The sequence below is a fragment of the Micromonospora sp. BL1 genome (assembly GCF_003667485.1).
GTDB lineage: Bacteria > Actinomycetota > Actinomycetes > Mycobacteriales > Micromonosporaceae > Micromonospora > Micromonospora tulbaghiae.
Genome location: NZ_RCVK01000382.1, coordinates 23,950 through 35,273, shown reverse-complemented (window position 1 = coordinate 35,273; position 11,324 = coordinate 23,950). Strand labels below are relative to the sequence as shown.

Here is an 11,324-nt window from a genome sequence, read left to right as displayed (position 1 = left end):
GCTGATCTCCAGGATCGGGGTGCGATAAGCTGTATGAGCCGACGCGGGGTGGGCGTACCCGCGGGGGGTGGAACCGGGTCGGGGCCCGGCCCGGCGGCGAACACCAGCTGGCTCCCCGCCACAGTGCCCGCGACCAGCCCGGCGGCGGCCAGGACGGTGATCGCGGCGCGGCGCCGGGCCCAGCGGTCGGCGCTGCGGCGCAGCCGGTCCGGCGCCGGCAGCACCCGCTCGTCGGTGTCGGCGGCGAGGGACCGGTAGTAGCGGTGCAGTTCACGCGACATCGTTGACCTCCAGCTCCTCGGCGGCGACGCCGGGCAGCAGCTCGGCCAGCCGGGTCCGTCCCCGGGACAACCAGGACTTCACAGTGCCGGCGGGCACGCCGGCCTCCCGGGCGATCTCCTCCACCGGCAGGTCGAACAGGTAGTGCAGGGCGAGCGCCTGCCGGTGCCGGGGCGGGAGCTGCCGCAGCGCCGCGACCAGCAGCACGGTGTCCTCGCCCGGCGGCCCGACGTCGGGTGGCGGGCCGGTGCGGCTGGCCGCGAGGCGCCACCCGCGCAGCCGCCGGAACCGGTCCGTCGCCAGCCGGCTGATCACCAGCCGCAGCCACGCCTCCGGCGCGGGATGGCCGGCGAGTCTCGCCCACTGCCGCCAGGCCCGGGCGTACGCCTCCTGCACGAGATCCTGGGCCTCGGCCGGGTCGCCCGCCACCGCGTACCCGTACCGGACGGCCCGCCCCGACGTGCTGCGGTAGAAGTCGTCGAAGCTGTCCGCGTCCCGCATGTGCCCTCCCGCCCCACACGTTCACCTGCACTGTTGACGGCGCGGCGGGGTGCGGGGTTGCGGGCGGGGAGTCCGGAAGACGACACGAGCCCGTGGTCCGGGTGACCGTTGCGGTCCCGGACCACGAGCTCGTGGTGTCAGCTCGGCGTCAGCCGCCCGGTGTCGGCGCGGGCGACGTCGGCGCCGGTGGCGAGACGCTGCCCGACGGCGCCGGGTTGCCCGAGCCGCCGGCCGCGGCCTGTGCCTGCTGGAACGCGCTCATCGCCTCGTCCAGCGCCTTCAGCGCACGCCCGTACCGCTCGAAGTCGCCGGACGTCTGCGCGGCCTTGACCTCGGCGATCGCGGTCTGCACCCGGGCGGCGGCCTGGGCCAGCTCTCCGCTCACCGGCGGCGTGTTGTTGTCGCCCGCGGTCGGCGACGGCGTGGGGTTGTCCGGCGTGGGGTTGTCGTCGGTGGCGGGCGGCGGGTTGTTGTTCGGGGCCCGCTTGCCCTGCTCGACGAGCTGCTTGATGCCGTCGTTGAGGTTGTTGGCGAGCACCACGTACGAGCCGCCGTCACCGTAGGAGAGCAGCACCTTCTGCAACAGCGGGTACGCGTCCTGGCTGCTGCTCTTCACGTACACCGGCTCGACGTAGAGCATGCCGTCGGCGAACGGCAGCGAGAGCAGGTTGCCGTACTGCACCTGCGCCTGGTTGGAGGAGAGCAGGTTGAGCTGCTGCCGGATGTCGCCGTTGTTGGTCATCTGCTGGTGCACCTGCGTCGGCCCGGAGATCCGGGTCTGGTCCGGCAGTTCCAGCACCTCCAGCTTCGGCTGCCCGTCGACGTACGACCCGGAGACCAGCGCGGCGAGGTTCTGCCGCCCGTTCGGGGTGACCGCGGAGGTCAGCTGGAAGCGTGGCCCGTCCTGCCCGGGGAACTGGGTGAACAGGTAGTACGGCGGCTGCTTCTGCCCGCTGTCCGGCGCGTCCGGCACGTTCGGGACCTGCCAGAAGTCCTGGCCGGAGTAGAAGTCGCCCGGGTCGGTGACGTGGAACTTGGTCAGCAGGTTGCGCTGCACCTTGAACAGGTCGGCCGGGTAGCGGAAGTGCTCGGCCAGTTCGGCCGGGATGTCGCCCTTGGGCAGCACCAGGTCACCGCCGAACGCCTTGTTCCACGCCTTGAGCACCGGGTCGGTGTCGTCGTACGAGTAGAGCTTGACCGTGCCGTCGTACGCGTCGACAGTCGCCTTCACCGAGTTGCGGATGTAGTTGACGTTCTCCCGGGCGAGCTGGAACGTGCCCCGGCCGGTCAGCTCGTCGGTCGTCTCGGCCTGGAGGTTGACCCGCTCGGCGTACGGGTAGGTCGCCGCCGTGGTGTAGCCGTCGATGATCCACAGCACGCGCCCGTTGACCACCGCCGGGTACGGGTCGCCGTCGAGCGTGAGGAACGGCGCGACCTTCTCCACCCGGTCGCGCGGGTTACGCACGTACAGCAGCTTCGAGTTCTCGTTGACCGCCTCGGAGAGCAGGAAGTTCGACTCCTGCTCCTTGATCGCGTAGAGCAGCCGGCGCGGGAACGAGCCGATCTTGACGCCGCCCTCGCCGGTGTAGGTGTAGTACTGCTCACCGCCGGTGGAGGTGGGCCGGTCGAACTCGACGTTGCGGTCGCCGTTCTGCCCGACGATCGCGTAGTCGCTCGCCTCCATCCGCTCGCCGTAGTAGATCCGCGGCTGCTGGGCCGGGATCTCCTCGGTCGGCGAGGAGCACGCCTCCTGCGCCTTCTCGCCGAGGTAGCCGGAGACGAAGTACGGCTGGCCGCCGCAGACCACCTGGTTCGCCGGGGCGGCCACCAGGCCGTACCCGTGGGTGTAGACGGTGTGGCGGTTGATCCAGTTGCTCTGCTGGTCGGTCAGCTCGCCGTAGTTGATCTCACGGACGCCGACCACGTAGTCGGAGGTCTTGTCCTTGACCGAGTACCTGTCGATGTCCAGCTTCGAACCGAAGTCGTAGAAGCCGCGGACCTGCTGCAGCTGCGTGTACGTCTCGGAGACGAGCTGCGGGTCGAGCAGCCGGATGTTCGACACCACTGAGGTGTCGGTGGCGAGGCTGGCGGGTGGAACGAGGTTGCTGGCCGCGTACGGCGTGGTCTTCGTGCTGTCGAGACCGAACGCGGACCTGGTGGCCTTGATGCTGCGTTCGATGTACGGCGCCTCCTTGTCCCGGGCGCTCGGCTTGACCTCGAAGGTCTGCACGGCCCACGGGTAGATGCCGCCGATCGCCACCGCGGAGACGCCCAGCAGGGCGAGCGAGATGCCCGGCCAGACCAGGTTCCGCATCACCGCGTTGGAGAACACGATGATCGCCAGCGCCACCAGGACGGAGATCCAGGCGAGGATCTCCTTCGCCGGCAGCAGCGCGTTCACGTCGGCGTAGCCGGCGCCGTAGAGCTTGGCGCCCTCGTTGTACTCCAGCAGCATGGCCCGCCGGTCGAGCACGTAGGCGACGGCCTTGAGCAGCACGAACACGGCGACCAGCGAGCTGAGGTGGGCGCGGGCGGCGTTCGTCATCCGGTCGCCGATGCCCTGGAGGCGCACGCCGCCGAAGATGTAGTGCACCGCGAGCGCGCCGAGCAGCGACAGCACCACGGCGGTGAAGCCGACGCCGAGCACGTAGCGCCAGAACGGGAGCTGGAAGACGTAGAAGCCGACGTCGACGCCGAACTCCGGGTCCTTCACGCCGAAGTCGCCGCCGTTGCGGAACAGCAGCCACTGGCCCCAGCGGCTCTGCGCGGAGAGGCCGGCGAACAGTCCGACGACGGCGGCGGCGAGCGCGATCCAGGTGCCGAGCCGCGGGCTCAGCAGCATCCGGTAGCGCTCCAGCGTGGCCTGCTCGGCCGAGTGCGGACGCATCTTGGGCCGCAGCCGGTGGGCCAGCCAGAGGTTGCCGCCGACGAGCAGCGCCATGCCGGCGCCGACCACCAGGAACAGCAGCAGGCGGGTGGCGAGCACGCCGGTGAAGACCTGGGTGTAGCGGACCTCGTCGAACCAGAGCCAGTCGGTCCAGGCGTTGACGCCCCACCCGAGGAGGGTGAACAAGATGAACACCCCGATCAGGACACCGATGGTGACGCGTCCGCGCCGGCTCATCCTCGGTAAGGGACTGCTACGCATGACCACTGTTGGCTCCGCACGCTCGATGTGATCGGCTCCGACCAGGCACCAAGAGTACGGGGTGTTCCTGAGCACGTCGGGTCAAGGTCACGTCACGATCCGCCCGCCGGCCGCCGCCCGGCCCGCCTCAGCAGCGCGTCGGCTGTCCCCCGGCGCGCAGCGTCTCGAGTGCCTTCAATGCCTCACCCAGCGTGGCGACCTTCAGCAGCGGCAGGCCCGGCTGCGGATTGCGCACCGCCTCGGCGCAGTTGTCGGCGGGCACCAGGAACGCCTTCGCGCCCGCGTCCTTGGCGCCGACCAGCTTCTGCGCGATGCCGCCGATCGGGCCGACGCGACCCTCGTCGTCGATGGTGCCGGTACCGGCGATGATCTTCCCGCCGGTGAGGTCGGCCGGCTCCAGCTTGTCGATGATGCCGAGCGAGAACATCAGCCCGGCGCTCGGCCCGCCGATGTCACCAAGGTCGATCTTGAGGGTGAACGGGTGCGGCTGCTGCTGGTCGATCTCCACACCGATCCGCGGCCGGCCGTCCTGTTCGCGGCTGGTCACGGTGGCCGTCCCCGGGGTGTCGCCCCGGGTGTAGCCGATCTTCAGCGCGGTGCCCGCCGGCTTCGCCCGGATCAGCTCGGTGAGCTTGGCCGCGCTCGTCACCGGCGCCCCGTCGACCGAGGTGACCACGTCGTCGGGTCGCAGCACGCCGACCGACGGGCCGCCCGGCGTGACCGCCTTGACCTGCACCTTGATCGGGTAGCCCAGCTCGCGCAGCGCCGCCGTCTCGGCGCTGGTCTGCGAGTTCTGGAAGTCCTCCGCGTTGCGCTTCTCGACCTCCTCCTGCGACTCCCCCGGCGGGTAGACCAGCTCCCGCGGCACCACCGCCTCGTCCGAGGAGAACCAGCCGGCCAGCGCCGACCGCAGCCGCACCGTCGGCTGCACACCGACAGTGGTGAGCCGGAGCTGACCGGCGGAGGTGGACGTCGCGCGGCCGGTCACCTGGATGACCTCCTTGCCGTCCTCGCTGCCCAGCGTGTTCACCGTCGGACCGGGGCCGAGCACCACGTACGGCAGCGGGACGCTCAGCACGCCGACGCTGAGCAGGGCGGTGAGCAGGGCACCGAGCAGGACGGTCACGCCGCGACGTCTCATGCGCCAGAGCGTACCGATCCGCACCCGGCCGTCCGGCGCGGTGACCGGCGGACTTCGCCCTCAGCGCAACGCCGAGTGGCGCGACCTGCGGCGGGGCCCGCGTACCGTAGAGGTCGTGCCTGATATTCCGTTCGGCTTCGCGCTCCCGGGTGGTCAACCACCAGACCCCAACGATCCCGCGGCGATGCAGCAGTTCATGTCGCAGTTGCAGCACCTGCTCTCGGCGCCGGGCAGCGGGCCGGTCAACTGGGACCTCGCCCGGCAGGTAGCCGCCAGCCAGCTCGCCGCCGCCGGCGACCCGGCGGTGTCGCCGTTCGAACGCAACGCGGTCGAGGAGGCGCTGCGCATCGCCGACCTCTGGCTGGAGCCGGCGACCTCGTGGCCCTCCGGCATCCGCACCTCGGTCGCCTGGAACCGCAACGAGTGGATCTTCAAGACGCTCGACGTGTGGCGCAAGCTCTGCGACCCGGTGGCCAGCCGGATGGTCGGCGCGATGGGCGACCTGGTGCCGCCGGAGGCCCGCGCCCAGCTCGGCCCGATGCAGTCGATGGTCGCCACGCTCGGCGGCGCCCTCTTCGGCGGCCAGCTCGGCCAGGCGCTCGGCTCGCTCGCCGCCGAGGTGCTCTCCGCCGGTGACATCGGCCTGCCGCTCGGCCCCGCCGGCACCGCCGCGCTCGTCCCCGCCAACATCAAGGTGTACGGCGAGGGCCTGGAGCTGCCCGAGGACGAGGTACGCCTCTACGTGGCCCTGCGCGAGGCCGCCCACCAGCGGTTGTTCCAGCACGTGCCGTGGCTGCGCGGGCACGTGCTGACCGCGGTGGAGAACTACGCCGCGGGCATCCGGGTCAACCGGGAGGCGATCGAGGAGGCGATGGGCCGGGTCGACCCGACCGACCCGGAGTCGATGCAGGCGATCGCGCTGGAGGGCATCTTCACGCCCGAGGACACGCCCGCGCAGAAGGCGTCGCTGGCCCGGCTGGAGACCGTACTCGCCCTGGTCGAGGGCTGGGTCTGCCATGTCGTCGACAGCGCCGCCGGTGACCGCCTGCCCAACGTCGTACGCCTCGGCGAGGCGTTCCGCCGCCGCCGCGCCGCGGGTGGCCCGGCGGAGCAGACGTTCGCCGCGCTCGTCGGCCTCGAACTGCGGCCCCGTCGCCTACGTGAGGCGACGGTGCTGTGGGCGGCGCTGACCGAGCACCGCGGCATCGCCGGTCGGGACGCGGTCTGGGGTCACCCGGACCTGCTGCCCTCCGACGACGACTTCGCCGCGCCGGAGGCGTTCGCCACGACGAGCACCGATCTCGACGACGAGCTGGCGAACTTCGACTTCTCCGCCCCGGGCGCTCCCGAGGAGAAGTCCCCGGGCGAGGACGACGACAAGCGCTGACACCGTCCACCCCGTCGATCTTGCAGTTGTGGCCCTCGGAATGTCCTGAAAGCGGCTTCTGTCGGGTGCCAAACTGCAAGATCGGCGGGCCGGGAACGGAGGGTGGGGGTCAGACGGGGCGGCCGGAGAGCAGGGCTCGGGTGGCCTCCCAGCCCTCGACGGCTGGATCGAGCGCAGTCAGGTCGGCCGGGCCGCGCATGCGGTGCCAGCCGGCGGTGACCGCCACGTCCCCGGGGCTCGGTGCCGCCCGCCGCACCTCGGCCGGCTCGGTCGTGTCCAGGTCCAGCACGGGCAGCCACGCCGGTACGGGCAGCCGCGCCGCCACCCCCAGCAGCCCGGTTCCGCTCCCCTCGACCGGGGCCACCGCCACCGGCCGGGTGGTGAGCGGGCGCAGCAGCTTGCCGAGCGTCAGCCCGGGCAGGTCCGGCGCGTCCGCCACCACCACCGCCACCTGGTCGTAGCGGACCGCCCGGTCGCCGGTGACCGCCGCCTCGCCCGCAGTGGCCGCCAGCTCCTGTCCTGACGCCTTCCCGGCCAGCGCCGCGAACACCGCGTTCGGGGTCGGCTCGGTCACCTCGTACACCTGGGTGCCGGGCCAGACCACGGCGTCGGCCAGCCATCGGTCCCCGGCGGTGACCGCGACGGCGGTCTCCACCTCGTTCAGCGTGGCGAGCAGGTCCACCACGTCCTCGGCGAGCGCGGTACGCCATCGCGCCGGGTCGATTCCGGGCGGCGACCAGGTCACCGGGCCGAGCAGCGCCACCACCACACGTCGCGACATTCGCCGACCTTAACCCCACCCCCGCGCGGACCCGCGCGTGATCATGAAGTTGGCGGTGACGAAGCGGACGGAACGCCGGTCCAACTTCATGATCGACCCCGACGGGCGGGGGTCAGGGGATGGCGGCGGTGGCGGCTACGCCCTCCAGGTAGCCGCGGGCGCGTTCCGACCTGGGGTAGCGGGCCACCAGCGCCCAGAACTCGGCGTTGTGGCTGGGCACGATGAGGTGTGCCAGCTCGTGCAGCAGCACGTAGTCGATCACCCAGTCGGGCATGTCCTGGACCCGGTGCGAGATCCGGATGGTGCGGTCGGCGGGCGTGCAGGAGCCCCAGCGGCCGTTCTGGTTGGTCACCCAGCGGACGCTGGCCGGCGCGGCGGCCGACCCGTATTCGGTCAGGTAGAGGTCGATCAGGCGGGCGGCTCGGGCGAGCAGTTCGGCGTCCGAGCGGGCCAGCCTGCCCTCGCGGGCGGCGAGCCGGGCGAGCATCCGGTCGACCCACTCGCTCTCCTCGGCCCGGGAGAACTGGTCGGGGATGAGCACGACGACGCGCTCCCCGTCCCGGTACGCGGACACCGTGCGCCGCCGACGCTGGCTGCGCCGCACCTCGACGACGGGCTTCCGCGTCACGGCCATTACCGGTCCGCGCAGCCTCGGTTGACTGTCACGATGGAAAGCTAATGCGTACTGACCAGGACTCCGCAAGAGTCAACACGACGACACGCGCCCGGAAAGTGGCGGTTGGTTGTCAGGAGTCCGGAAAAAATTCTTTGCGACGGTAGCTGACCATCACCTGACCGGCCCTGTTCACGTTAAGTGATCTACGACGAGTGACAGTCGGCGGGGCCACGCGAAGCGGATCTGGGTGCATTCATCCGGCGTGTCCGCGCGAAACTGACTTATCCGACGTTACTCGGCATGCACACTCTCGACGTCGACTTGCTCACAGAGTCGGCGCACAGCTGACATGGAACCGCCCAGACCTGGGTAGGGTCCGCCAACCACGGTCAGGTGACTGACCGCGGAGAACCCCCCGGCGCCGGGCCACGCGTGGACCGCCGCAGGGAGACCCGCCGGGACACCTCCGGCGGACGAGACGAGGAGGCTACCGTGGCCGACCAGGCCCAGACCTACAACGGTTACTGCGTGAAGTGCAAGGAGAAGCGGGACTTCGAGGGGCACGTGGAGGTCTCGAAGACCGGCATGAACATGGCCAAGGGCAAGTGCCCGGTGTGCGGCACAACAGTGAACCGCATCCTGGGCAAGGCCAAGGTCTGACCCGTACGGCAGACACGGGGGAGGACGGCCGGTGGCCGCCCTCCCCCGTCGTGTAGCCGACAGAGTTACCGGCTGGTTGTGGAAAACCGGCGAGATGCTGTGGACAACGCTGGCCACGGCTCGCCGCACCTGTGGACAACGAGCCACGGAGCGCGTGGAGACGGTCACGATCAGTGGCGTGACCGATCCGACGCCGCTCGTCCGTCCCGTCCTGCTGCCCGGCCTGACCCGGCTCTGGCGCGACCGGCACACGCTCCAGCTCGGCGAGCCGCCCGGCCGCGCGGTGCTGCTGGAGATGTCCTCGCCGGGGACGGCCCGCCTGCTCGACCTGCTCGACGGCACCCGCAGCGAACGCGCCGTGCTGGCCGGGGCGGGCGCTGCCCGGGTTCCGCCCGACGAGGCACGCGCCCTGCTCGACACGCTCCGGGGCGCCGGGCTGGTGGTCCCGGCGCAGACCCTGCTCCCCCGTGACCTCACCGGCCCGGCCCGGGCCCGGCTGGCCGCCGAGGCCGCCGCGCTGGCGCTCGCGTCGCCCGACCTGCCCGGCACACCGGCGCGGCTGCTGCGCCGCCGCCGTGCCGCCCGGGTGCTGGTCACCGGCACGGGACGGCTCGGCGCGGCGGTCGCCGTCGCGCTGGCCCAGGCCGGGGTCGGGCACGTCGTACCCGATCTGGCCGGCCCGGTCGGCGCCGGTGACCTGGTCGGGACCGGCCTGACCGCCGCGGAGCTGGGCCGGCCGCTGGCCCCGGCGGTACGTGCGGCGCTTGCGCGGTGCGCGCCCGGAACGGTCACCGGCCCGTCCCGGCCGGCCCGGCCGGATCTGGTGGTGCAGCTCGGCGTCGACCGCCCGGCCGAACTGCTCGCCACCGGGTACGCCCGCCGTCGTCAGCCCCACCTGCTGCTCGATTTGCGGGGCGGCGTACCGGTGGTCGGTCCGCTGGTCCGCCCGCCCGTCGGTCCCTGCCTGCGCTGCCTCGACCTGCACCGCGGCGACCGGGATCCGGACTGGCCCGCGCTCGCCGCCCAGCTCGCCGCCGACCGGGGCGAGCGGGCCTGCGCCGCCGCCACCGGGCTTGCCGCGGCGGCCTTCGCGACGGCCGAGGTGCTGGCCCAGCTCGACGGCGCCCAGCCGGAGACGCTCGGCGGCGCGGTGGAGATCCGCGGTCCGGGCCGGGTCCGCTACCGACGGTGGCCGCCGCACCCCTCCTGCGGTTGCTGCCGGCGTCGCCCGATCCGGTCGGCCCCGACCGCTACCGGCCGCACGGCAGCAGCGGAGGCCCCGAGTCGGTAACAATGGCCGGGTGACCGACATCCCGCGCCGGGCCGTGTCCCGCACCGCCAAACTCGCCGCCCTGCCGCTCGGGTTCGCCGGTCGAACCGTCCTCGGCATGGGCAAGCGGGTGACCGGCCTCGCGTCCGACGTCATCTCCGCCGAGATCCAGCAGCGCACCGCCGAGCAGTTGTTCAGCGTCCTGGGGCAGCTCAAGGGCGGGGCGATGAAGTTCGGCCAGGCCCTGTCGGTGTTCGAGGCGGCGCTGCCCGAGGAGGTCGCCGCGCCCTACCGGCAGGCGCTGACCAAGCTCCAGGAGGCTGCCCCGCCGCTGCCGGCGGCGACTGTGCACAAGGTGCTCGCCGACCAGCTCGGCCCGGACTGGCGCGACCGGTTCGTCGAGTTCGACGACACCCCGGCCGCCGCGGCGAGCATCGGTCAGGTGCACCGGGCGGTCTGGCGCGACCCGGGTTACGAAGCGGCAGGCGGCCCTCGGCACCGGGACGTGGCCGTGAAGATCCAGTACCCGGGCGCCGGTGACGCCCTGCTGGCCGACCTCAAGCAGCTCTCCCGGCTCGGCGGCATGTTCCGGGCCATCCAGCCGGGGCTGGACGTGAAGCCGCTCCTGGCCGAGCTGCGCGAGCGCATCACCGAGGAGCTGGACTACGAGCTGGAGGCGGAGTCGCAGCGGGCGTTCGCCGCCGCGTACGCCGACGACCCGGACATCTTCATCCCGGAGGTGCTCGACGCCGCGCCGCGGGTGCTGATCACCGAGTGGGTGGAGGGCATCCCGCTGTCCCAGATCATCCGGGAGGGCACCGAGGAGCAGCGCGACGAGGCCGGCCGGCTGATGGCGGAGCTGCACCTGTCCGCGCCGGAGCGGGCCGGGCTGCTGCACGCCGACCCGCACCCGGGCAACTTCCGGCTGCTGCCGGACGGCCGGCTCGGCGTGATCGACTTCGGGGCGGTGGCCCGGATGCCGCAGGGCACGCCCGAGCCGATCGGCCGGATCGCGGCGCTGGCGCTGCGCGGGGACGCCGACGCGGTGGTGGAGGGGTTGCGCGCCGAGGGCTTCGTCAGCCGCACCGAGTCGATCGACGCCCCGGCGGTGCTGGACTTCCTGCGTCCGATGCTGGAGCCGATCGCCGCGGACGAGTTCCGCTTCACCCGGGCCTGGCTGCGTGGCGAGGCGACCCGGCTGGCCAGCCCTCGCTCCCCCGCCTACCAGCTCAGCCGGCAGCTCAACCTGCCCCCGTCGTACCTGATGATCCACCGGGTCACGCTGGGGTCGATCGGGGTGCTCTGCCAGTTGGAGGCGAAGGCGTCCTACCGGTCGATCCTGGAACGCTGGCTACCGGGCTTCGCGCCGGTGGCCTGAGCGCGGCCGGCCGGAAGCGGGCCGGCGAGCGGGCGGGGCCGGCGACGAGCACGGCGAAGGGGCGGTGACCTGTCGGTCACCGCCCCTTCCTCACGCGATCGTTCTACAGAACGCCCAGGTCGCGGGCCGACTGGCTGCGACCCCGCATGGCGACGGTACGGGC

The 11,324-nt window shown here is 72.4% G+C and carries 9 protein-coding genes and 1 pseudogene; 4 read left to right on the top strand and 6 right to left on the bottom strand.

Annotation, left to right across the window (positions count from 1 at the left end; translation table 11 throughout):
- From EAD96_RS28365 to EAD96_RS28350, 4 genes and pseudogenes are all read right to left on the bottom strand, one after another.
- Nucleotides 1-281, bottom strand: a pseudogene (locus tag EAD96_RS28365) (hypothetical protein); the annotation flags it as partial.
- Nucleotides 271-780, bottom strand: coding sequence for an RNA polymerase sigma factor (locus EAD96_RS28360; protein ID WP_120573261.1), 510 nt, complete (start codon nt 778-780; stop codon nt 271-273). The pseudogene EAD96_RS28365 and the gene EAD96_RS28360, both read right to left, overlap by 11 nt.
- Before the next feature lie 148 nt (nt 781-928).
- Entirely contained in the window at nt 929-3,928 is a 3,000-nt protein-coding gene (locus EAD96_RS28355; RefSeq protein ID WP_233586201.1) for a UPF0182 family protein, read from the bottom strand.
- 127 nt (nt 3,929-4,055) lie between these two features.
- Entirely contained in the window at nt 4,056-5,069 is a 1,014-nt protein-coding gene (locus tag EAD96_RS28350; protein WP_199733325.1) for a PDZ domain-containing protein, read from the bottom strand.
- Between the two features lie 115 nt (nt 5,070-5,184).
- Between EAD96_RS28350 and EAD96_RS28345 the strand changes: the two genes are divergently transcribed.
- Nucleotides 5,185-6,456 (top strand): zinc-dependent metalloprotease, encoded by a 1,272-nt coding sequence (locus EAD96_RS28345; protein ID WP_091423230.1) that lies wholly within the window; start codon nt 5,185-5,187, stop codon nt 6,454-6,456.
- A gap of 109 nt (nt 6,457-6,565) precedes the next feature.
- Here the strand turns inward: EAD96_RS28345 and EAD96_RS28340 are convergent, their stop codons facing one another.
- Nucleotides 6,566-7,237 carry a hypothetical protein gene (locus EAD96_RS28340; RefSeq protein ID WP_121686391.1) on the bottom strand — a complete coding sequence of 224 codons (672 nt, stop codon included), beginning with the start codon at nt 7,235-7,237 and terminating at the stop codon, nt 6,566-6,568.
- 112 nt (nt 7,238-7,349) lie between these two features.
- The gene (locus EAD96_RS28335; RefSeq protein ID WP_120573257.1) at nt 7,350-7,871 is read right to left on the bottom strand and encodes a M48 family metallopeptidase; all 522 of its coding nucleotides are present in this window, start codon (nt 7,869-7,871) and stop codon (nt 7,350-7,352) included.
- A 474-nt stretch (nt 7,872-8,345) separates the two neighbouring features.
- Between EAD96_RS28335 and EAD96_RS30930 the strand changes: the two genes are divergently transcribed.
- The 3 genes from EAD96_RS30930 (at nt 8,346) to EAD96_RS28325 (ending at nt 11,161) form a co-directional block, all read left to right on the top strand.
- Nucleotides 8,346-8,513: a DUF5679 domain-containing protein gene (locus tag EAD96_RS30930; RefSeq protein ID WP_007464795.1), complete on the top strand. Its 168-nt coding sequence runs from the start codon at nt 8,346-8,348 to the stop codon at nt 8,511-8,513.
- A gap of 178 nt (nt 8,514-8,691) precedes the next feature.
- Complete coding sequence (locus tag EAD96_RS28330) at nt 8,692-9,804, top strand: hypothetical protein (RefSeq protein ID WP_147457947.1); 1,113 nt, start codon at nt 8,692-8,694, stop codon at nt 9,802-9,804.
- 10 nt (nt 9,805-9,814) lie between these two features.
- Nucleotides 9,815-11,161, top strand: a complete 1,347-nt coding sequence (locus EAD96_RS28325; RefSeq protein WP_121686389.1) for an AarF/ABC1/UbiB kinase family protein — start codon at nt 9,815-9,817, stop codon at nt 11,159-11,161.
- Nucleotides 11,162-11,324: the final 163 nt, after the last annotated feature.